Here is a 21396-nt window from a genome sequence, read left to right as displayed (position 1 = left end):
CATGCTCGCGACCGCACTTGTCTCGGGGCTCAGTCTCGGCAGCATCTACGGCCTGATCGCGCTTGGGTTCACATTGACGTTTGCTGTTTCGGGTACGGTGAACTTCGCCCAAGGCTCATCGGTGATGCTTGGCGCGGTGGTTTGCCATGCACTCGCAGTCGGGCTGCACTGGCCGATGGTGGCCGCGGTACCCGTGGCGCTGCTGGCTTGCGCGGTCTGGGGCCTGGTGGTCGAACGCATTGCGGTCCGGCCCTTCGTCGCGCGCGGCACGAATTCGTGGCTGATGGCGACGGTGGCGCTTGGAATCCTGCTCGACAATGTCGTCATGGTGCTGTTCGGCAAGGAGCCGCGCGCGCTTCCGTCGTCCCTGGCGGATGATCCCTGGGTCATCGGCAATATCGGCATCTTTCCGTTGCAGGTCGTGGTGCCGCTGGTTGGACTGGGGCTGGCGCTGCTGGTGCATCTTGGCATGCACCGCACAGAACTTGGGCTGAAACTGCGCGCCGCGGTCGAGAACCCGGATGCCGCGCGGCTCATGAGCATCGACGTAACCTTGCTCATCGCGCTCACTTACGCCGCAGCCGCGCTGCTTGCCGGGATCGGTGGCATCCTGATTGCGCCGGTGTACAACGTGGCGTATGACATGGGCACGTTATTCGGTATCAAGGCCTTCGCGGTGGCGATCCTTGGTGGCCTCACCAATCCCTGGGGTGTCGTGATCGCGGGCCTCGGCTACGGCCTCGTGGAAGCCTGCGCCACCACGTGGCTTGGCTCCGGCAGTACCCAAATCGTCACATTCTCTGCCGTCATTGCCGCCCTTGTGCTCGCGCCGTCCGGACTGTTCGGTCGCCGGACCAGGGTGCGCGTATGAAAGCCATCGTCACCATCGTCGCCGCGGTGCTGGTCGGCGCCGCCGCGGTCGCCATCTGCCTGCTTGCGCCGGGCTATTACGCGTATCTGCTGGGAACGCTGGCGACCACGGCGTTGGTCGGTGTTGGGCTGAATGTGCTGCTCGGCCTCGCCGGTGAGGTCTCGCTCGGCCAGGCCGGATTCCTGGCGCTTGGCGCCTATGGGGTGGGAATTCTTACCACCAAGGCAGGGCTGAACTTCTGGGCAGCCTTGCCGCTCGCCGTCCTGCTGGTCGCGGCGATATCGGCGGCACTGTCGATTCCCGCACTTCGGGTCACGGGTCCGTATCTGGCCATGGTGACCATCGCCTTCGGCTTCATCGTCGAATCCGTCTCGGTCGAGTGGCGCGATCTCACCGGCGGCTCCAGCGGCCTCGTGGGAATTCCAGCGCCGTTCGGCACCGGAGGCACGGCGCTATTGGCCTGCGGCCTGTGCGGCCTTGCGCTGCTCTGGTTTCACTATTTTGCACGAAGTCCGCTTGGCCTGGCGATGCAGGCCATTGCCTCGGCGCCGGCGGCGGCGCGCGGCGTCGGGATAAGCGCGTTGCCGGTCCGCACCGCCGCGTTCGTATTGGCCGCCGTGGCGGCGGGTCTGGCGGGCGGTCTGCAGGCGGCGCTCACAGGCTTCATCGCACCCAGCTCATTTCCATTTTCGCAGTCGATCCTCTTTCTGCTGGTCGTGGTCGTAGGCGGCGCGGGTCGCACCCTCGGGCCGCTGGTCGGGTCGGCGGTGGTTGTTTTCTTGCCGGAAGTGCTCGCGGGCCTCGCGGAATACCGCCTGCTGGTTTTCGGCGCCGGCTTGCTGATCGTGCTGTGGGCGGCCCCGGGCGGCATCGCGGGCGCCGTCGCCCGTCTTCTGATGCCGCGGCAATCCGCACCAAACCCGAAACCCGATATCGATCTCGCTCTGGCCCATATCACGGGCGCACGCGGCAGCCTCGCAGCCGAAGGCGTGCGCGTCGCGTTCGGCGGCGTCATTGCGGTCGCCGGCGTTGACATGACCGCGCAGCCCGGGCGGGTAACCTCTGTGATCGGTCCCAACGGCGCCGGCAAAACCACGCTGCTCAATCTGGTCAGCGGATTCCAGCGCCCGGATTCGGGGATTGTCCGCGTCGGCGGCCGCGAAATCACGGGCCAGCCGGCACACGACGTCGCGCGGGCCGGTCTTGCCCGCACCTTTCAAACCGCGCAACCCTTTGCAGGGTTGAGCGTGCTGGACAACGTCCGCCTTGGGCTGCTGCGCGGCTCTTGGCGCGGCGAGGCGCCGGCGAACCTGGCGCGCGCGCTATTGTCGCTCGTCGGCTATTCCGGATCGCAAACCGCGCTCGCCGCCACACTGCCACATGTCGATCGCCGGCTTGTCGAGATCGCCCGCGCTCTTGGCACCGCGCCCGCCGTGCTTCTTCTGGATGAGCCGGCCGCCGGACTGAACGACGCCGACACGGCGAAGCTGGGCGGTCTGCTGCAACGGCTGGCGCGCGCGGGTCTCGCCGTCGTGCTCGTCGAGCACGACATGTCGCTGGTGATGTCGATCTCCGACGAGATCGTGGTGCTTGATGCCGGCCGCCGCATTGCGGCGGGGCCGCCTGCGGTGGTACGCAACGATCCCGCCGTCAAGGTGGCCTATCTCGGAGCCGAGGTGCCGGCGGGCTCGGCCGCGCCGCGGCCGGCCGGCGCGCCCTTGCTCGAGGTAGGCGCGCTCGGCGCTGGTTATGGGCCGCTTGCGGTACTCGATCAGGTCAGCCTGAAGGTGGGCCGGGGAGAGGTGGTCGCGCTGTTCGGCCCTAACGGCGCCGGCAAATCAACCCTGATGAAAGCCCTGAGCGGGCTGATCCGTCCGGTGACGGGCACCATACATCTTGGCAGCCTTGAGCTTGCCGCGCTTCCAGCCCATCTGGTCGCGCGCGCCGGCTTGATCCTGGTGCCGGAGGGGCGGCAGGTATTTCCGCAATTGACGGTCGCCGAAAATCTTCGTCTTGGCGCGACCCGCCGCGGTGATTTCGTGTCAGCCGAGATCGAAACGATGCTGGTTCGCTTTCCGCGGCTGCGCCCGCGCCTGAACACTGCTGCGGGCCTGCTATCCGGCGGCGAACAACAAATGCTTGCCGTCGCCCGTGGGCTGTTGGCCCGGCCCGAAGTCCTGCTTCTGGACGAACCGTCGCTGGGTCTGGCGCCGACGGTGGTGGCCGAGCTGTTCGAACAGTTTACGCGGCTGCGGGATGAGGGCATGACCTTGCTGATCGTGGATCAGATGGCGGACTATGCGCTGGCCATTGCCGACCGGGGTTATGTGCTCGGCGGTGGCCGGGTGGTGGCGCAAGGCAACGCCGCGGAACTGCGCGGCGCGATGCTCGACGATGCGTATCTTGGGGCGGTTCCTGCGGTGGTGAACTGATGGACCTGATTATTCGCGATGCCCGCATTCTGCGCGAGGGCGGGCTCGTCAGCACCGATATTGCCATTCAAGGTCAAACGATCGCGGCCGTCGCTCCGGCGCTGAAGGCGGATGGGCCGGAACTGAAAGCGGCGGGCTGCCTGGTGATATCAGGCATGATCGAGACGCACATCCACCTCGACAAGACCTGCATCCTCGACCGCTGCCGCATCGAGGAAGGCACCGTCGCCGAGGCCGTCCGGGAAACCGCGGCCGCCAAGCGCGGCTTTACCGTTGAAGACGTTTATGCGCGGGGCAGTCGAACCCTGGAACGCTGCATCACGCAGGGCACGATGCGCATGCGTACCCATGTCGAGCTCGATCCGGGAATTGGAATGATCGGGTTCGAAGCGGTCGACCAGCTCGCGCGCGATTACGCCTGGGCGATCGACGTCGAACTGTGCGTTTTCCCGCAGGAGGGCCTCACCAACAATCCCGGCACCGAAGAACTGCTGATCGAGGGCTTGCGCCGCGGCGCGCGGGCCATCGGCGCCGTCCCTTATTTCGACACCGATCCGCGCGGCCAGATCGATCGAATTTTTGCCTTCGCGCGCGATTTCGACGCCGAAATCGACATGCACCTCGATCTCGCCGAGACCACGGATGGCATGCAGATCGAATATGTCTGCCGCAAGACCGAGGAATTTGGCTGGGGCGGCCGGGTGGCCGTCGGCCACGTGACGCAAATGTCGCTGCTGCCGCCGGCCCGCTTCAACGAGATCGCGACCAGGCTGGCCAGCGCCGGTGTCGCCGTGACGATATTGCCATCGACCGACCTGCACTTGATGGGCCGCAATCACGACCATGCGGTGCCGCGCGGCGTCGTCCCGGCAGAGCCGCTGCGCAAGGCAGGGGTGACCTGTTCGATCTCGACCAACAATGTCTTGAACCCGTTCACGCCGTATGGCGATGGCTCGCTGATCCGGATGGCGAATCTCTATGCGAATGTCTGCCACGTGTCGCGGCCGGATGACCTCGCCGGGTGCCTCGACATGATCACCGGCTCCGCGGCGCGGCTGATGCGCCTCGGCGATTACGGCATCGCGGTCGGAGGACCGGCGGATCTGGTTTGTCTCGATGCGGGCAATCCCACCGATGCGGTCGCGATGCTTGCGCAACCGCTATGGGGCATCAAACGCGGCCGCGCGTCCTTCACCCGGCCTCGTCCGCAACTGCATCGGCGCGGGAGTTAAAGTTCGGTGGCTTCATCCTTCGAGGCGCTTGCTTCGCAAGCTCCTCAGGATGAGGTCTCAGACCCTCATGGTGAGGAGCGCGGCAACGCCGCGCATCTCGAACCACGAGGCCACCGAATGTTATCGGCTATTCCGCCGCCTTGCCGGTCTTCGCGCCAAACATCCGCGTCGGCGCCGGAAAACCGCAAGGTGTGCCGTCGGTGACCTTGACCTGATCCTCCCAGGGAAGCCTGAACGTGCCGGCCACCATGTCCTGCATGAAGGTGTAGGGACAATCCATCGCGCCGCCCTTCACGGCGACGTAACCGCGGTGCCAGAGCTGATAGATGTTGTTCTCGACACCCCAGTGGATTCGTGCCTCGCGCACCAGATCGGGGCGGACCTCCGCGGTGATGATCTCGTCGGGACGTCCCGTTGTGCCATGGGCGAGGGTGCTGCCGTCGAAATTCACGATCATGCCTTCGCCCATCGAGTCGAACGAGCCATCCGATCCGCACATGCAGACGTTCGCGGTCACCATCAGGTTCTGGAATGCGTTGGCCTGATTGGTGAAGCGCCAGCTGTCGCGGATCGGCGCGGTGTAGCCGGCGGTGCGGATCATGATTTCCGCGCCCTTGTAGGCGCATTCCCGCGCCATTTCCGGGAACATGCCGTCGTGGCAGATGATCAGTGCGATCTTGGCGCCCTTGGGGCCCTCGATCACGGGAATTCCAATGTCACCGGGCTCCCACGGCTCGACCGGAATCCACGGGTGTAATTTTCGGTAATAGAGTTTGATCTCGCCGTGATCGTCGATGATCAGGCCTGAATTGTAAGGGTTGCCTTCGGGGTTGTACTCCATGATCGAAAAGCAGCCCCAGATCTTGTTGTCGACGCAGGCCTTCTTGAACGCCGCGACTTCGGGGCCGTCGAGCCGGCACATGATCGCGGGATTGGTGTCCATCGACAGGCCGTGCAGCGAGTATTCCGGGAACACCACGAGATCCATGGTGCCGAGGTTGCGGCGTGCCTTGCCGACCATGTAGACGATCCGGTCGGTCTGCCGGGCGAGGTCGGCCTTGGTGGCAACAACGGGCAGCTGCAGTTGCACGAGCCCGATCACGACGCCTTCGGGCGATTTGTTAAGTCCGCCAAGTCCGTTCATGTATCGCTCCTTGCAGATGAACCCGGGTTCGCGCACCGTTGCGCGAAAAGCCGGACGCAAGCAAACCCGATTTTTGCGAAGATAAAAAGATCATTTTTCAGGCTATGGGGGTGAATGGCCCGGGGCGCGGCTTCGATATCCGGGCAAGGGCAATGGAGCCGGCGCGGCCGAGAGGGATTTCACGGGGAGCCATGACCGCTAGTATGGTTCCCACGAGAATTGTGTGACAAGCATTGACTGTGCGATCAAAGCAAAAGAAAGCAGCCAACGAATGGCAAATTTGTCAAAAAGCTCGGCCGCAAACCTGCGGGTGGCGATTGCCGGACTTGGGCCGATCGGAAAGAAGGTCGCCGAGGCGCTGGATCGGGGCATAGACGGACTGGTTTTGACCGCGGTCTCGGTCCAACACCCCGAAAAGCATCGAGACTGGCTTGGCCATTTGAAAACGCCAGCCGTCATCCTGCCGATCGAAAAGCTTGTCGATGTCGCCGATATCGTGATCGAGTGCGCACCGGCGAAGCTCGTGAGGTCGATCGTTGCGCCCTTCGTCACAAATGGAAAAACCGCGATCGTGCTGAGCGCCGGCGCGCTTCTTGAAAACGAAGACCTGATCGGACTGGCAAAGCAGAACGGCGGACAAATCGTGGTGCCGACCGGCGCCCTGATCGGCCTTGACGCCGTGACCGCGGCGGCTGTCGGAGAGATTCATTCGGTCCGGATGGTCACCCGGAAGCCGGTTCAGGGCCTCGCCGGGGCACCTTATCTTGTCGAGAACAACATCGACATCGAGCAAATCACCGAGCCGCTCAGGATATTCGAGGGCACGGCGCGGGAGGCGGCGAAAGGTTTTCCGGCAAACCTGAACGTGGCAGTCGCGCTGTCGCTCGCCGGGATAGGTCCTGACCGGACCAGACTGGAGATCTGGGCCGATCCCGCGCTGACGCGCAACGTGCACCGGGTCGAGGTGGAATCCGACTCTGCGCGTTTTTCGATGTCGATCGAGAATATCCCGTCGGAAAATCCAAAGACGGGGCGCATCACCGCGCTTTCCGTCATCGCGTTTCTTCGCAAACAGCGTGCGCCTCTGCGCGTCGGGACCTGAGCGCCAGAGCGGCCTACTTGGTGCCGTAGGCCCGGTCGCCGGCGTCGCCGAGACCGGGCAGAATATAGGCGTTTTCGTCGAGCCCGTCGTCGACCGCGGCGAGCCAGATCGGGACATCAGGGTGAATGCCGCGCATCCGCTCGATGCCTTCCGGCACGCCGATCAGGCAAACCAGTCGAATGTCGTTCGCGCCGCGCTCCTTCAGCCGATCGACCGCCGCGACCGCGGAGTTCGCCGTCGCCAATACCGGAGAAATCACAATCACCAGTCGCTCGTGCAGATCGCTCGGCGCCTTGAAGAAATACTCCACCGCCACGAAGGTCTCCGGTTCGCGGTAGAGGCCGATATGGGCGACCCGCGCGTTCGGCACCAAGTCGAGCATGCCCTCCGCGAAAGTGACGCCCGCCCGCAGCACCGGCGCGAACACCAGCTTCTTGCCCGCGATCTGCGGTGACTTCATGTGTGCGAGCGGGGTTTCGATATCGACGTCGGCCAGCGGGAGATCGCGGGTGATCTCGTAACACAACAGCATCCCGATCTCCTTGAGGAGCTCGCGAAACGACTTGGTTGAAATGTTTTTTTCCCGCAGCAGCGTCAGCTTGTGCTGCACCAGCGGGTGGCTAACGATCGTGACGCCGTCCATTGGTATTATCCCAAAACTCTAGAATACGGTGCCGTCGCTTGTGACTTTCACGGGAGGCGAGGCGTCGGGGCGACGCTCGCGCGCCAGCCGACGGCCTGCGGCCCAGGTGCCACCTTCAAGAACTTTGGCCAGCGGCAGCGAGGTGGCGTCGAGCCCGAGCCGTTGCCGAACACCTTCGGCGACGCGGTCGAGCAGCGCCACCGTCAGCGCGCGCCACTCCACCACCAGCGACGACGCCACCTCGTGCTCGCGCCGCGCATCATCGGCGTCGCGAAACGCGAGCACGCCGCCATCGACGAACAGCCCACCGTTGCGGTATTCCGCAAGGCCCGTCAGGCCGTCGATATCGCTCACGCGGATGCCGGCTGTTTGCAGCGGTTCGATGAGCGAGTAGGCCAGCCATTGCGAGAGCTTGTGCAGCGGCATCAAGCCGCTGGTCGCATCCTTCGTCGTCAGCGCCGGATGCCGCCAGCAGTCGCCGAGCGCGATCCCACCCAATGTCAGCCGCGATGGCCAGATCGGTCCGAGTTGCTGCAAGAGTTCGGAGAGAATCGCAGGCGCGGGCAACTGCCGCTTGTCCGCCAGCATCGCCAGTCGGTCGAACAGGCCGCCGGGTCGCGGGGTGTCGAGGCTGCCGAATATGTCGGGCTTCAAGGCCACCAGGGCGCCGAGCCGGCGCAACAAATCAACGCGGCCTTCAAGGCCAACCAGCGGATTGCTATCGGAGACCTGCAAGCCGCGCTCAAGATCGGCGACGGACAGAGTTGCAAGGACATTGGCGTCGACTCGCAAGGGTTGAAGCGGATTGGCCGAGAAGGCGCCGCTTTCGAACATGGCGAGGCTGGCCAGTCCTAATCCTTCCGAGCGGCCGATGGCCAATCCCGTTTTTGGATCGTGATAGCGCCATGATGGGCCGGCGCCGGCATCCAGGAAGACGCTGACGATCGCCAGGTCGAATTCGGCCCGCGCGCGCGCCGCAGGATCGGGCCATCGGGTTTGGCCAGCGATATCGGCCCAGCGGTTGTCATTGCCAGCGACGAAGTGCCGCCACCGCGAATGAAAGGGTATATCGAGCGAGGGGTAGGCCTTGCGTGTGGTTTCCAGCACCAGGTCGACCGCGCCGTCCATGCGGTCGAGATGGATGCGGAAATTTGGCAGCTTGTCCTCAAGGCCGATCGCCAGCATGCGGTGCGCGCGCTCGCGAACCGCCTTGGCATTCAACAACGACAGCGCGGCCGACGTCTCGGGATTTGCCACGGACACGGCGGCCCTCTCTCAATAATTTTCAAGCGGGCGGCCGACCGAATTGATCAAGTCCTGCGGCTGTGGCGGCTCGGGGCTGTAGTAGCCGGCGGCCTTCTTGGCCGCGATTTCCACATGCGCGTCGGGCGGGACGAGATCGTCGGGGATCGGTACGCGTTCGACGATCTCGATGCCCTGGCTGGTCAGCGCATCATGCTTCATGTCGCTCATGGAAACGAAACGATCGATGCGCTTCAGGCCGAGCCAGTGGATGACGTCCGGCATCAATTGCTGGAATCGCGCATCTTGCACGCCGGCGACACATTCGGTGCGCTCGAAATACTGGGCCGCGGCATCGCCGCCTTCCTGGCGCTTGCGCGCATTGTAGACCAGGAATTTGGTGACTTCGCCGAGCGCGCGGCCTTCCTTGCGATTGTAGACGATGATGCCCAACCCGCCGGTTTGGCCGGCGCGCGCGCACTCCTCGATGCCGTGAAGCAGGTACGGACGGCAGGTGCAGATGTCGGAGCCAAACACGTCGGAGCCGTTGCACTCGTCGTGCACGCGGCAGGTGATCTTGGTGCGGTGATCCGGCAGCTTGGCAACGTCGCCAAACAGATATGCCGTCATGCCGCCGATCGGCGGCAGGAAGACCTGCAGGTCGGGGCGCGTCACCAGCTCCGGAAACATTCCCGCGGTCTGTTCGAACAGTTGACGGCGCAGATTGTTTTCGGTGGTCGCAAAGCGCTGCGCGAGGCCTGGCAGATACCATACCGGGTCGATCGCGATCTTGACCACGGAGACGCTGCCGCTCTCGTGCACGACCTCGCCATCCTGCTTGAGCCGGCCGGCTTCGATCGCCGCCCTCAGTTCGGGCAGGTCGAGGCGGGCGCGGGTGATCGCGATGCTTGGGCGGATATCGATGCCTTCGGCGATCTCGGTTGCAAAGTTTTCCGCGGCGAGATGTCCGAAGGGATCGAGCGAGACGATGCGCTGCGGGTCGGTCCATTGCGGGAACGGCCCGATGGTTTCGGCCGGGTGGGTGTTGGTCAGATCCGGCCGCCGGATCGGATCCAGCGCGCCCGACGAGACTGCTAGCGCGCGGTAGACCGAATAGGAGCCGCCATGGGAGCCGATCACGTTGCGATCCTGCGGGCGGGATACCGTGCCAATCACAGGTCCGCGTTCGCGCGCGCTGGCTGCTCCCCAGTGGATCGGGAAGGTGAGTTTGGCGCCCGGTGCCGGGTGCGAGGTAATCCGGATATGGTCAACCCGGTTCGAACGAGTCATCGCCATGTATCCTTACGTCAGGGACCCTTAAACGGCGACGGCCCGCCTAAGCAGACGGGCCTGGTCACCTACACTGAAAATTAACTGCACGGCCGCGAGGCCGAGCACCAGAGTATAGCGACATCGCGACCAAACACAACGGCGATTCCCGTCCGACCTTTGCTGGGATGCCTTGGCCGTTAACCTCTTCGAGTGCGCGGCTTGACCGGGACGGGCAGAAATCGGCTGCGTATCGCCAAGATTTGATCGATGGATTACATTGTGCGGTGCGCTCAGCGCGGAGCTGGGCCGACGACGTTGGATCGTCTTGTTGCAGCGCCCGCTAGATAGGGGATTTTCGACTTGGATTTCCGCCAATTGCGTTACGCGCTTTCGGTCTACAAGGAGCGCAGCTTTACCAAGGCCGCGAAGCGACTCAATATTTCGCAATCAGCCGTCAGCGAGCAGGTAAAGCTGCTCGAGGAAGAGATCGGCTTTGAGCTGTTTCGCCGCACGTCCGGCGGCGTCGAATCCACCGACCGCGGTCGCACCTTCCTGTACGAGTCCGAACGGGTGATGGGCGATCTGCTCAGTCTCTCCGATACCGCCCGAAGATTGCGCGGCGCGTTGTCCGACACGCTTACGATCGGCATGGGGTCGGGCATGGCCCAGATCTTCATTCCGCGGATGTTCGCCGATCTCAAATCCGATCTTCCCGGTGTGCGGCTGGATATCCTGACGGCGCCGACCAAGAATATCTTCAACGAACTTCACGAGGAACGGATCGACGCCGGTATCGCGATTGAATCCGATCCCGATCGATTGCCCTCGGGATTGATATTTGATCGCCTGATCGACGTCGAGATGGCGTTGATCACCCATCCAAAGCATGCGTTGACGCGCTCAAAACAGCCTGTCGATATCGGACGCCTGCTCGCCGAGCCTTTCATCATGAGCGAGCTGACCGTTGGATATGGCCAGGTGGTCTTCACGCTGTTCACTGATCTCGGAATCCGGCCCAATATTCTGGCAGTGGTGGACAATATTGAGACCATCAAGATGATCGTGCAATCGGGCGGCGGAATCGCCATCGTGCCGCGTGCCTGCGCGGAAAACGAGGTCGCTCTCGGATTGTTGAAGGCCTTCTCGATCGCGCCGGCGCGCAATGTCGCGTTCAGCCTGTTTCGTCGGCGTGAGCCGTTGTCCCGGCGCAAGGAGGCTGCGTTGCTGAAGTTGCGCGAGATGCTGAAAGCCTAGGCATTTGCTGGATTTGCTAGATCGGATTTTCCGATAACGCCATCGATAATCGGCTTTTGACTTGGGTCGAGTGTCCGACCCATGCTGCTAAGGTGCGGTGGCGCTGGCTGACACGCGCACGCTCCCGTTTTGTCGATGGTACCAAAGAATGTCATCTCGATTCACCGCCGCGCGCTATCGCATCGGCATCGACACCGGTGGAACATTCACCGACATCGTGTCGGTCGACACGCAATCCGGTGTGACACAAGTGACCAAGGTTGCCAGCACGCCGGCCAATCCGGCGATCGGTTTGCTGCGCGGGATCAACGAAATTCTCGCCGCTGCCGGCGCGACCACCAATGATGTGGCCGGCCTTGCCCACGGCACCACGGTAGCGACCAACGCCTTGCTGCAGGGTGAGATCAATTCGCTGGGTCTGATCGTCAATGCCGGCTTCCGGCACATCCTCGAGATCGCCCGGCAATCGGTGCCGGAAGGCTATGGAAATTCCTATTTCTGGGTCAAGCCCGATCGCATCGTGCCCTTGCAATTCGTCCGCGAAGTCGGCGGCCGGCTGGATTTTCGCGGTAACGAATTGCGGCCGCTCGACGAGACCGGCGTGCGCGAGGCGGCACGGTACTTTCGGGCCCACGGCATTCGCGCCATCGGTATCTGCCTGTTGCATTCCTACGCCAACGATACGCACGAGCGCCGCGTCGCCGAAATTATGGCCGAGGAATATCCGGACGCGACGTTGTCGTTGTCGTGCGTGGTATTGCCCGAGTATCGCGAATACGAGCGGGCGGTGACCACGCTGGTGGACGCCTTCGTCAAGCCGCATATGGAACGTTATCTCAAACGGGTACATCAGGAGCTCGGCTCAGGCCTTCAGGACAAGCCGTTTCTGGTCATGCAGTCGAGTGGGGGCGTGGCCAGCGCCGATCAGGTGGTGCGCAAACCGATCACCACGGCGCTCTCAGGCCCGGCAGCCGGTGCGCTTGGAAGCGCCGTCATTGCCGAGATCGCGGGCTTCCCCGATCTGGTGACCCTGGACGCCGGCGGTACCTCGACGGACCTTTGCCTGATCGAGGGCGGCAAGCCGCACGTCACCAACGGCGGATCGGTCGGTCCGTTTCCGGTGCGCATACCGATGATCGATATCGAGACCATCGGCACCGGCGGCGGCTCGATCGCCTGGATCAGCCGCGAGGGTCATCTCAAGGTTGGTCCACGCAGCGCCGGCGCCGAACCTGGACCGATGTGTTATCCGAACGGCGGCAATGAGCCGACCATCACCGACGCCAATCTGGTGTTGGGGCGGATTCCGCCGTCGCTGATCGGCGGCGGTATCGCGCTCGATGTCGAGCGCGCCAGGGCAGGCATCGCCGCACTGGCGGCAAGGTTGCCCGGCGGCATGAGCATCGAGCAGCTCGCCAGCGGCATCATCGAGATCGCGAACTGGAGTCAGGCTAACGCGATCAGGCAAATGACGATCCAGCGCGGCATCGATCCGCGCGCGTTCGCATTGCTGTCGTTTGGCGGCGCGGGCCCGGCTCAATCCGCCGCAGTGATGGAGCTGTTGGCGATGAAGGCCTGCATCGTGCCGCCGAATCCCGGCAATCTCTCGGCTTTCGGCCTGCTCGCGGTGGACTGGCGCACCGATCACATCATTACCAAAGTGATGCACGAGGATGCGGTTGATCTCGCCGATGTCGCTGCGCGATATGCGGCACTGGAGCGCGACGCCATTGCAACGCTCGAGCGCGACGGTATCGAGGCCTCGCGCATCAGGCTGGTCCGCGAAGCCGATATTCGCTATGCGGGCCAGTCGATGGAGGTGCGCGTCACCGCACCTGGCGGCGCGGTGGATGTGTCATTCCTTGCCGGATTGATCGGCGCCTTCAATGCGGCCCACCGCAGGACCTTTGGCTATGATTACGCCGGCCAGCAGAAGATCGAGCTGGTGAACCTCTGCGTTTCCGGCTTCGGCCTGATCGAGCGGCCGCAGATGCCGAGGCTTGCCGGGCGTCCGGCCAATGCCGCATCCAGGGCCAGCCGGGCAGTTTATTTTGGCACGGGTTTTCGGGATACGCCGGTCTTTGATCGCGCCTTGCTGCCGCCGGCCAGCCGGATCAATGGACCAGCCGTGATCGAGGAATTCGGTTCGACGACGGTGGTGTTTCCCGGTCAATCCGTCGAGGTCGATCCGCACGGCATTCTCGTCATTCGCTCCGTATCGCCGCAGGAGGCGCCACGATGAACATGCATCCCGCGTCGCATCCGTGGCCGACCGCGCCCTCGCGCGAAACCGCGTCGGTCGACCCGATCGTGCTGCAAATCGTCGAGGGAACCCTCAACTCGATCGAGGCCGAAATCGAATTCGCCATCGAGCGCACGGCGCGCAGTCCGATGATCCGCGAAGCCCATGATTTCCGGGTCGGGCTGTTTGACCGCTACTGCCGCAAACTGACGGGACGCTCCTATTCGGCGATGCCGAACGGCGTGGTGCGGGATTTCGCGCCCGAGACCATGAAGCCCGGCGACGTATTCCTGATGAACGATACCTATCTGACGGAAGGCTCGATCGGGCACTTGCCCGATCTGTGCAGCACCGTGCCGGTATTTCACGATGGCGAGGTGGTCGCCTATATCCAGGCGTTCGGTCATCACGATGATGTCGGCGGCAGGGTCCCCGGCTCGATGCCGGGTACCGCGGCCACCGTGTTCGAGGAAGGCATCGCCATTCCGCCGGTGAAGATCTACAGCGAAGGCGTGCGAAACGACGCGGTCTTCACCATTGTCCGCCGCAATACAAGGGTGCCGGAGATGCTGTCGGCCGATCTCGATAGCGAGATCCAGGCCTGCCTGATGGGCGCGCGGCGGATGAGTGGATTGTTCGAGCGCTTCGGCAGGGAGCAGGTCGAGGCCTGCTTTCAGGCGATCCTCGACAAGTGCCGTGACATCTATCGCAATGAGCTGCTCGCAAAGATCGCCGATGGCGAATATTCTTGGGAAGATTACGTCGAGCACGACGGTATTACCGATCCGAAGCTGCACAAGATCGCGCTGAAGATGACCAAGAAGGGCGGCAAGATCACGCTCGACTTCAACGGCACCGATCCGCAATCGAGCGGTCCGATCAACTGGCCGGCGGACTATGCCGACGGCGCGTTTCTGATCAAATGGATCGCGCCGATCCTGCGCAATCTTGCCGACACGCCCGAACGCGCCGCCGAAATCCACGTCAACGAAGGCGTTTGCGACGTCTTCGAGGTGATCTTTCCTCCAAAGGGCACGCTGATCACGCCGGAATGGCCGGCCGCGACCAATGCGCGGTCCTTCGTGCTGTTGCGCTGTCTGGGTCTTCTGGCCGGTGTGGTCGCGCAGGCGGTCGACGGCCGCATGCCGGCCGATCAGGAGACTATCCGCTATACCGGCTTTTTCGGCACCGATCTCGAAGGCAAAACGTTCTTGTCGCGCGAGGTGCTCGGCGGCGGTTCCGGCGGCCGCTATTATGCCGACGGCAACGACGCGATTCATATTGTGCCGGATTCGCGCAACCAGCCGGCGGAATTTACCGAGACAAAATTTCCGTTGCTGGTGGAAAAGCTTGCGCTGCGAACCGATTCCGGAGGCGCGGGCCTGCGCCGTGGCGGGCAGGGTTATGAAAAGCATTATCGTGCGCTGGTCGATTGCCGCACCATCGTGACCGCCGACCGGGTGCGGCTCGGTTGCTACGGCTTGAACGGCGGCAAGGCCGGCCAGCCATTTTGCGTGACGGTGGACGCGGAAGGCGAGGGTTACGACCTTGGCGGTCTTGTCGATGGCGAACCGGTCCTGAAAGGGCAGGTCGTTCGCGTCGTGACGACCGGCGGCGGTGGCTGGGGTGATCCGCTGCAACGTGAACTGGAGCTGGTGCTGCGCGACGTCATCGAGGGCAGGGTCTCGCTCGCGAGCGCCAGGGCAGATTACGGCGTGGTGTTCGGGCAGGGGACCGTGGGCGAGCGGCCCGTCATCGACGAGATCGCGACCAAGGCGCTGCGGGCCGGGTCGGGGAAGGCGGGAAACATACCGCCTGCCATGATCGACCGCGGTGAAGGTTATGAAAAGATGCTGCGCGGCGAGCACCGGCCGCGGATGCGATGAACGATAGTTGAAACCAAGGCAGCGCGGAGTTTCCCGGGAATGGCGATTGAAGTTGCGAAGGTCGAACTGAAAACCGTTCAGGATGCGAGCGGCCTTGAGGGATTGATCGCGGCCGGCAAGTTCGGCGCCGACGAGGTCATCGCGGTGATCGGCAAGACCGAAGGCAATGGCGGGGTCAACGATTTCACCCGCATTCTGGCCGACCAGGCGTTTCGGCGCGTGCTGCTCAAGCTCGGCACGCGCTCCGAAGCCGAGATCCACAACGTGCCGATGGTTTGGTCGGGCGGCTGTGATGGTGTCATCACGCCTCACGCCACGATCTTCGCGCGCAACAGCAAGACCGGACCCGCCGACAAGTCGCGGCTGGTGATCGGAACGGCGCTGAGCGCGGAACTGCTGCCCGAAGACATCGGACGTCCTGCGATGGTTCAGAAGGTCGCCGACGCCGTCAAGGCGGCGATGAAGGATGCCGGGATTACCGATCCGAAGGATGTGCATTACGTCCAGACCAAGACGCCGCTGCTGACCATCGAGTCGGTCCGCGATGCGGAAAAGCGTCACCAGACGCTGGCTTGCGAGGTCCACGATTCCATGGGCGTTTCCAACGGCACCACCGCGCTCGGCATCGCCGTGGCGCTGGGCGAGCTGCCGATGCCCAGGGCCGAGCAGATCTGCAAGGATCTCGACCTGTACTCTTCGGTGGCGTCTTGTTCCTCCGGCGTGGAACTGACCCAGGCGCAGATCGTGCTGCTCGGCAACAAGGCCGGCGCCGGCGGGCGCTACCGCATCGGCCATTCCGTCATGCGCGACGCGCTCGATATCGACGGGATCTACGATTCAATTCGCGACGCCGGTATTCAGTTGCCTGAAAGACCGCGGTCGGAAGACCTCAAGGGGCGTGTCGTCAATTGCTTCATGAAATGCGAGGCTGACCGTACGGGCATGTTGCGCGGACGGCGGCAGATCATGCTCGACGATTCCGACGTCCATCACCACCGGCACTCCAAGGCAGCGGTCGGCGGCGTGGCAGCGGCGGCGATCGGTGATCCCGCCGTGTTCGTGTCGGTCGATGCCATGCATCAGGGCCCTCATGGCGGCGGTCCGGTGATCGCGATTGTCGAGCTGGACGAATAGAAACCGGCACGTTCCTTGCTCGAATGTGGACGCAGGCCGGCCCTCTCGCCGGGAGGCTGCCATAGCGTGGACGACAGGAGCGCATCAATGAAGCCGCTGAATCTCGGGATATGCGTAATGGCCGCACTGGCCCTGGGCGCCATCGCGACGGGTCGGGCGGTCGCGCAGGACAAGGTGTCGGTCGGGGTATTTCCGATCAGCTCGTCGCTGCCTTATTTCGTGGCCCTGGAGCGCGGGTTCTTTAAAGAACAGAACATCGCGCCGGAAATGACCAGGCTGATGGGTGGTCCGCCGAACGTCGCGGCGATGATGACCAACCAGATCGAGGTTTCGGCGGTTCTGGTGACGCTCGAGGGGTTAAACGCCGATGTGAAGAAGCCCGGCGTGGCGATGTATATCGCCATGCACAGCCAGACTAAAGTCTGGAAGATGGAGCAATTCGTGGTCCGCAATGGCTTCAAGGCGGAAACGATCGCCGATCTGAAAGGCGCCAGGCTGATGTCGGCGCCGGGACCGGCCAACGTCAACACTGCCAAGGCCATTCTGGCCAAGAACGGACTGAAGGAGGGTGATTACACCATCGACCAACTCGACATGGGGCAACACGTCAACGCCATGACGGCGGGGACATTCGATGGCGGATATACGCTTGAGCCCAGCGCCTCGATGATGATCAAGGCCGGGGTCGCGCGGTCGCTCGAGGCCGGGCTGATCGCCAAATATATCCTCGGCGATGAGGCCGCGGATGCCTATGCGGCGGGCTGTGCGATGACCAGCGAATTCATCCAGAAGCGGCCCGAAGTCGCCAGGCATTTCGCCGCGGCATGGAGCAAGGCGATCGATTTCATCAACAAGAACCCGGATGAGGCGCGCAAATACCTCGCCAAGAACACGTTCACGCCCGACAACGTCGTCGATATGGTGCCGATGCTCGGATATGTCATGGTCGGCGACATGACTCCGAAGCAGATCGCAGACTTGCAGAAGTTTGCCGACTTCGGAAATTCGATCGGAGTGGTTCCTGAAAAGCTGGACGTTACCAAAGTCCTGCAGAAGCTCTGAGGCGCCGGTGGCCGGAGCACAGCCCGCCGCGAGCATCGAATTGACAGACAATGCCCGCGAAGCCGCGCGGCGCACGGCTCCCCACGTCACCATCCGCGGGCTGACCAAGCGATTCTCCGACGCCACCATCTACGACAATTTCGACTTCGATATCCCGCGCGGCAAGCTGATGTCGGTGTTCGGTCCCAATGGCTGCGGCAAGAGTACGCTGATCAACATGATCGCGGGGCTGTTTCCGGTCGATGCCGGAGAAATCCTGTTCGACGGACAGCCGCTCAGCCAGATCAAGTTCGGCTATGTGTTCCAGAATTATCGCGAAGCGATGTTTCCCTGGCTGCGCGCCTTCGACAATATCGCCTATCCCCTCAGGGTGATGGGGGTGCCGAAGGCCGAGCGCATCACCCGCGTGGAGAAGATCGTCGCCGGCCTCAATGTCAAGATCGACCTCAATCTATACCCCTACCAGATGTCCGGCGGTCAGCAGCAGCTGGTCTCGATCATGCGGGCGCTGATCGTCGAACCCGAAATCCTGTTTCTCGACGAACCATTTTCCGCGCTGGATTATGAAATGACGCTGTTCATGCGCGAGCAGCTGCAGCGCATCTTTGTAGAGACGTCCACGACGACGGTCCTGGTTTCGCACGATCTGGAAGAGGCGGTGTACCTTTCGGATCGGATCCTGCTGCTGTCGCGCCATCCCGCGCGCGCCGTCGAATTCGTCCATTACGACGCGCCACGGCCGCGAACCCCCGGGACGATGTCGGAGGCCGACTTCATCAGCACCAAGGCGCACTGTCTCGAAATATTCCAGCGCGAGGTTCGCAAGGGATGAGGCGACCATGAAACGTTTGCAGGGATTGCTTCCATTTGTCGGCGTCGCGGTGCTGCTCGCGGTCTGGTCGCTGACGGTCTGGGCGCGGGTGGTTGATCCCGTTTTGCTGCCGTCGCCAATCGCGACATTCCGCGCGATGTGGATCGGGATGACCAGCGGCAAGCTGGGCGTCGATTTCCTCAAGACCGTTGAGCGCACGGTCTACTCAACGGCGATTGCCGCGGTCATCGCGATCCCGCTCGGTATTTTGCTGGGATCGTCGGAAAAGGTCTATCGCTCCGTTGAATTCCTGATCGATTTCTTCCGCTCGACGCCGGCTTCGGCGATGTTTCCGCTGTTTCTGGTGCTGTTCGGCGTCGGCGACCGCACCAAGATTTCGGTGGCCGCTTTCGGCGCGGCGCTGGTGATTCTGTTCAATGTCGCCTACGGCGTGATGAACGCGCGCAAGACGCGAATTTTGGCGGCGCGGGTGATGGGCGCATCCCGCCTCAGGGTGCTCTGGGACGTGATGCTGCTGGAATCGCTGCCGCAGACCTTTGTAGGCCTGCGCAACGGCGTGTCGCTGGCACTGGTGATCGTGGTGGTTGCCGAGATGTTCATCGGCTCGACCGATGGACTTGGCCAGCGCGTGTTCGAGGCGCAGCAGCTATTCGACATGCCCGACATGTATGCGGCGATCTTCGCTGCCGGCGCGCTCGGCTATGGTCTTAATCTCCTGTTCCTCACGATCGAGCGTCGCTTCGTGCACTGGTCAGGCAAGTAACGGAAAACCGATATGACCAAAAATCTGAGCCGCAAGACCGCCGTCGAACTGGCGTCGATGGTTGCTGCCAAGGCGGTGAGCCCGGTCGAGGTGCTTGACGCCCATCTCGCGACCATTGCGCGCGTGAACCCGAAGCTCAATGCCATCGTGACGCTGGTGGCCGATGCCGCGCGCGCGTTGGCAAGGGACGCTGAAGCGGCCGTGATGCGCGGGGATGCGTTGGGCGCGCTGCACGGATTGCCGGTCGCGATCAAGGACGTGACGCCGACGGCGGGCATCCGCACCACCTACGGCTCGCCGCTGTTCAGCGACAATGTGCCGACCGAGGATGCCGAAGCGGTACGGCGCCTGAAGGCGGCCGGCGCCATTGTGCTCGGCAAGACCAACACGCCCGAGTTTGCCGCCGGCGCCAATACCTTCAACGACGTGTTCGGGGTAACCCGAAATCCCTGGAACCCGGCATTGAGCCCCGCGGGGTCTTCCGGGGGATCGGCGGTCGCGGTGGCGACTGGGATGGTGCCGTTGGCGCAAGGCACGGATTTCGGCTGTTCGATCCGCATGCCGGCGTCGTTCTGCGGAATCGTCGGCATCCGGCCGACCCCGGGATTGACGCCGAACTGGCCGATGCCGTTGGCCTGGGACCCCGGCCAGGTTCACGGTCCCTTGGCACGCACGGCGGAGGATGCCGCGCTGATGCTGGATGCGATGGTCGGCTTCAGCCGCGCATCGCCGATTTCGGTCGCGCCGCCCTGGGCCAGCGCCCGGGCGATCGTGGCGAGGGCCCATGACGTGAAGGGCCTGCGCATTGCTTATGTCTCCGATATCGCGGGCATCGGCGTCGAACCGGAGATCGACGACATCTGCCGGAAAGCCGCGATGTCGCTGCGCGATGCCGGCGCGACGGTGGACGAGATCGCGTTCGACATCTCTGACGGCAAGTCGCCTTATCAGGCGTGGCGCGGGCTTTGGATGGTCGGGCAGCAGTTCGCCAATCTGGAACATCTCGAAGAATTCGGCGCCAATTTGAAGGGCAACGTCAAGGCGGGCCTCAAGGTGACCCCGCTGGATTTTGCGGCGTCCGAGCAGAAGCGTGCGCAGTTGTTTCAGCGTTTCGCGGAATTCTTCGAACGATATGATCTGTTGATCACGCCGCAGTCGCCGGTAAAGCAGTTTCCGGTGGAGATGAATTTTCCGACGCTGGTCAACGGCAAGAAGCTCGACAATTACACCGACTGGATCGCCGGCTCGTTCCTGATCACGCTGATGAGCCTGCCCGGCGGAAGCGTGCCGGCCGGCCAGACCGCCGATGGATTGCCGGTTGGAATCCAGGTCGTCGGCCCACGTTTCGAGGAACCGTTGATTCTGTCCGTCATGAAGATCGTGCAGCAGCTCCACCCCGTGGGCTGGCCGCCTCATGCCTGAGCTGCGGCGATGCGTGCCGCGAAACCGGCAAGCGAGGTTGGCGGACGTCCGAGCAGCCAGCCGAGCACATTGCAATTGCCCTTGAGGCCGTCGCGCGCGTAGGCGCGAAACATTTTTGTCAGCGTCTCGCGCGAATGGTCGTCCATGCCGGCTGCGCGGGCGCGATGGTCCCAGCTTTCGTTGGCCTCGGCTTCGGCGCAGACGGGCTTCTTCAGTGCCTTGCCGAAGGTTTCCGCGATCTCGATCTGGCTGAGCGGCGGCGTGCCGACCAGTTCGTAGGTGGCGCCGGAATGGCCGGCGTTGGTCAGGACGATGGCCGCTACGTCCGCAACATCATCGAGGTCGACAAGACTGAGCCGGGTTTCGATCGGATAGGGCACGCGATAGATGCCGTCTTTGACCATGCGATCCCATTCGGCGAGGCAGTTCTGCATGTAGGCGGTGGGTTGCAGGATGGTGATGTCGAGCGGGGAGGTGAACAGCATCTCCTCGACCCGCAGCTTGCTCCAGTGATGCGGCATTGCCTCGATCTGCGGATGCAGGACGGAATGATAGACCAATCGGGGCACGCCGGAACGGGCAGCGCTATCGACGAGCGCCTTCGCAAAGGAGACTTCGTGCGGACTGACGTTCGGGCAGATGTGATAGATCGCTTCCGTTCCCCGTGTCGCCTGGGACAACGCTTGCGGGTCGTCCATCTCACCCGTGACGGTTTCACGAACACCGAGGGCTTTCAGGGCGACCTCATGCACGGGATTTCGGACGAAGGCGCGCACCGGCGCGCCGCGGGCGACCAGCGCCTTGATAATCGCCTTGCCGGTCTTGCCACCCGCACCGGTGATGAGGATCATCTGTGTGGCATC

Annotated in this window: 17 protein-coding genes; 12 read left to right on the top strand and 5 right to left on the bottom strand. The window is 63.3% G+C overall.

All coding sequences use genetic code 11. The annotated features are described in order from the left end of the window. The first annotated feature begins 1 nt into the window (after position 1). Genes E8A46_RS13365 through E8A46_RS13355 form a run of 3 tightly spaced genes read left to right on the top strand, consistent with a single transcriptional unit; the run spans position 2 to position 4535 of the window. Positions 2 to 871: a branched-chain amino acid ABC transporter permease gene (locus tag E8A46_RS13365; RefSeq protein ID WP_291561307.1), complete on the top strand. Its 870-nt coding sequence runs from the start codon at positions 2 to 4 to the stop codon at positions 869 to 871. Further along, positions 868 to 3303, top strand: coding sequence for an ATP-binding cassette domain-containing protein (locus E8A46_RS13360; protein ID WP_291561305.1), 2436 nt, complete (start codon positions 868 to 870; stop codon positions 3301 to 3303). The genes E8A46_RS13365 and E8A46_RS13360 overlap by 4 nt, the downstream gene beginning before the upstream one ends. Next, entirely contained in the window at positions 3303 to 4535 is a 1233-nt protein-coding gene (locus E8A46_RS13355; protein WP_291561303.1) for an amidohydrolase family protein, read from the top strand. Before E8A46_RS13360 ends, E8A46_RS13355 begins: the two co-directional genes overlap by 1 nt. Positions 4536 to 4662: 127 nt before the next feature. On the opposite strand, the gene E8A46_RS13350 is transcribed toward E8A46_RS13355, so the two are convergent. Next, on the bottom strand, positions 4663 to 5679 hold the full coding sequence (locus tag E8A46_RS13350; RefSeq protein ID WP_291561301.1) for a formamidase: 1017 nt from the start codon (positions 5677 to 5679) through the stop codon (positions 4663 to 4665). A 271-nt stretch (positions 5680 to 5950) separates the two neighbouring features. On the opposite strand from E8A46_RS13350, the gene E8A46_RS13345 reads away from it, so the two are divergent. Then, complete coding sequence (locus E8A46_RS13345) at positions 5951 to 6781, top strand: aspartate dehydrogenase (protein ID WP_291561300.1); 831 nt, start codon at positions 5951 to 5953, stop codon at positions 6779 to 6781. Between the two features lie 13 nt (positions 6782 to 6794). Here the strand turns inward: E8A46_RS13345 and upp are convergent, their stop codons facing one another. From upp to E8A46_RS13330, 3 genes are read right to left on the bottom strand one after another with little or no spacing between them, the layout of a single operon-like run. Next, the gene (gene upp / locus E8A46_RS13340) at positions 6795 to 7424 is read right to left on the bottom strand and encodes a uracil phosphoribosyltransferase (protein WP_291561298.1); all 630 of its coding nucleotides are present in this window, start codon (positions 7422 to 7424) and stop codon (positions 6795 to 6797) included. Between the two features lie 18 nt (positions 7425 to 7442). Further along, positions 7443 to 8681, bottom strand: coding sequence for a URC4/urg3 family protein (locus E8A46_RS13335; protein ID WP_291561375.1), 1239 nt, complete (start codon positions 8679 to 8681; stop codon positions 7443 to 7445). An 18-nt stretch (positions 8682 to 8699) separates the two neighbouring features. Beyond that, the gene (locus E8A46_RS13330; protein WP_291561296.1) at positions 8700 to 9956 is read right to left on the bottom strand and encodes a GTP cyclohydrolase II; all 1257 of its coding nucleotides are present in this window, start codon (positions 9954 to 9956) and stop codon (positions 8700 to 8702) included. A 342-nt stretch (positions 9957 to 10298) separates the two neighbouring features. On the opposite strand from E8A46_RS13330, the gene E8A46_RS13325 reads away from it, so the two are divergent. The 8 genes from E8A46_RS13325 to E8A46_RS13290 all read left to right on the top strand — a co-directional run bounded on the left by E8A46_RS13325 (position 10299) and on the right by E8A46_RS13290 (position 20533). Further along, a complete protein-coding gene (locus E8A46_RS13325) occupies positions 10299 to 11192 on the top strand; it encodes a LysR family transcriptional regulator (RefSeq protein ID WP_291561294.1) in 894 nt (297 codons plus the stop codon). A 148-nt stretch (positions 11193 to 11340) separates the two neighbouring features. Next, a complete protein-coding gene (locus E8A46_RS13320) occupies positions 11341 to 13434 on the top strand; it encodes a hydantoinase/oxoprolinase family protein (protein ID WP_291561292.1) in 2094 nt (697 codons plus the stop codon). Further along, positions 13431 to 15320 (top strand): hydantoinase B/oxoprolinase family protein, encoded by a 1890-nt coding sequence (locus tag E8A46_RS13315; protein WP_291561291.1) that lies wholly within the window; start codon positions 13431 to 13433, stop codon positions 15318 to 15320. Before E8A46_RS13320 ends, E8A46_RS13315 begins: the two co-directional genes overlap by 4 nt. Before the next feature lie 39 nt (positions 15321 to 15359). Then, positions 15360 to 16454 (top strand): ring-opening amidohydrolase, encoded by a 1095-nt coding sequence (locus tag E8A46_RS13310; protein WP_291561289.1) that lies wholly within the window; start codon positions 15360 to 15362, stop codon positions 16452 to 16454. 117 nt (positions 16455 to 16571) lie between these two features. After that, positions 16572 to 17516 carry an ABC transporter substrate-binding protein gene (locus E8A46_RS13305; RefSeq protein WP_291561286.1) on the top strand — a complete coding sequence of 315 codons (945 nt, stop codon included), beginning with the start codon at positions 16572 to 16574 and terminating at the stop codon, positions 17514 to 17516. Between the two features lie 7 nt (positions 17517 to 17523). Further along, entirely contained in the window at positions 17524 to 18348 is an 825-nt protein-coding gene (locus E8A46_RS13300; RefSeq protein ID WP_291561284.1) for an ABC transporter ATP-binding protein, read from the top strand. 7 nt (positions 18349 to 18355) lie between these two features. Continuing rightward, on the top strand, positions 18356 to 19111 hold the full coding sequence (locus E8A46_RS13295) for an ABC transporter permease (protein ID WP_291561281.1): 756 nt from the start codon (positions 18356 to 18358) through the stop codon (positions 19109 to 19111). A gap of 12 nt (positions 19112 to 19123) precedes the next feature. Continuing rightward, positions 19124 to 20533, top strand: coding sequence for an amidase family protein (locus E8A46_RS13290; protein ID WP_291561279.1), 1410 nt, complete (start codon positions 19124 to 19126; stop codon positions 20531 to 20533). Here the strand turns inward: E8A46_RS13290 and E8A46_RS13285 are convergent. Further along, the gene (locus E8A46_RS13285) at positions 20524 to 21384 is read right to left on the bottom strand and encodes an NmrA family NAD(P)-binding protein (RefSeq protein ID WP_291561277.1); all 861 of its coding nucleotides are present in this window, start codon (positions 21382 to 21384) and stop codon (positions 20524 to 20526) included. The genes E8A46_RS13290 and E8A46_RS13285 overlap by 10 nt on opposite strands. Positions 21385 to 21396: the final 12 nt, after the last annotated feature.

It is taken from the genome of Bradyrhizobium sp. (genome assembly GCF_004799445.1).
Lineage (GTDB): Bacteria > Pseudomonadota > Alphaproteobacteria > Rhizobiales > Xanthobacteraceae > Bradyrhizobium.
The sequence above is the reverse complement of the archived record's forward strand: the minus strand, read 5'-3'. Positions and strand labels throughout refer to the sequence as shown.

Bases quoted from the DNA above. Each gene is read 5' to 3' on its own strand.
- E8A46_RS13285 (WP_291561277.1), bottom strand. From the start codon at position 21,384: ATGATCCTCATCACCGGTGCGGGTGGCAAGACCGGCAAGGCGATTATC.
- E8A46_RS13295 (WP_291561281.1), top strand. From the start codon at position 18,356: ATGAAACGTTTGCAGGGATTGCTTCCATTTGTCGGCGTCGCGGTGCTG.
- E8A46_RS13320 (WP_291561292.1), top strand. From the start codon at position 11,341: ATGTCATCTCGATTCACCGCCGCGCGCTATCGCATCGGCATCGACACC.
- E8A46_RS13365 (WP_291561307.1), top strand. From the start codon at position 2: ATGCTCGCGACCGCACTTGTCTCGGGGCTCAGTCTCGGCAGCATCTAC.
- E8A46_RS13315 (WP_291561291.1), top strand. From the start codon at position 13,431: ATGAACATGCATCCCGCGTCGCATCCGTGGCCGACCGCGCCCTCGCGC.
- E8A46_RS13305 (WP_291561286.1), top strand. From the start codon at position 16,572: ATGGCCGCACTGGCCCTGGGCGCCATCGCGACGGGTCGGGCGGTCGCG.
- E8A46_RS13350 (WP_291561301.1), bottom strand. From the start codon at position 5,679: ATGAACGGACTTGGCGGACTTAACAAATCGCCCGAAGGCGTCGTGATC.
- E8A46_RS13360 (WP_291561305.1), top strand. From the start codon at position 868: ATGAAAGCCATCGTCACCATCGTCGCCGCGGTGCTGGTCGGCGCCGCC.
- E8A46_RS13330 (WP_291561296.1), bottom strand. From the start codon at position 9,956: ATGACTCGTTCGAACCGGGTTGACCATATCCGGATTACCTCGCACCCG.
- upp (WP_291561298.1), bottom strand. From the start codon at position 7,424: ATGGACGGCGTCACGATCGTTAGCCACCCGCTGGTGCAGCACAAGCTG.
- E8A46_RS13290 (WP_291561279.1), top strand. From the start codon at position 19,124: ATGACCAAAAATCTGAGCCGCAAGACCGCCGTCGAACTGGCGTCGATG.
- E8A46_RS13310 (WP_291561289.1), top strand. From the start codon at position 15,360: ATGGCGATTGAAGTTGCGAAGGTCGAACTGAAAACCGTTCAGGATGCG.
- E8A46_RS13355 (WP_291561303.1), top strand. From the start codon at position 3,303: ATGGACCTGATTATTCGCGATGCCCGCATTCTGCGCGAGGGCGGGCTC.
- E8A46_RS13345 (WP_291561300.1), top strand. From the start codon at position 5,951: ATGGCAAATTTGTCAAAAAGCTCGGCCGCAAACCTGCGGGTGGCGATT.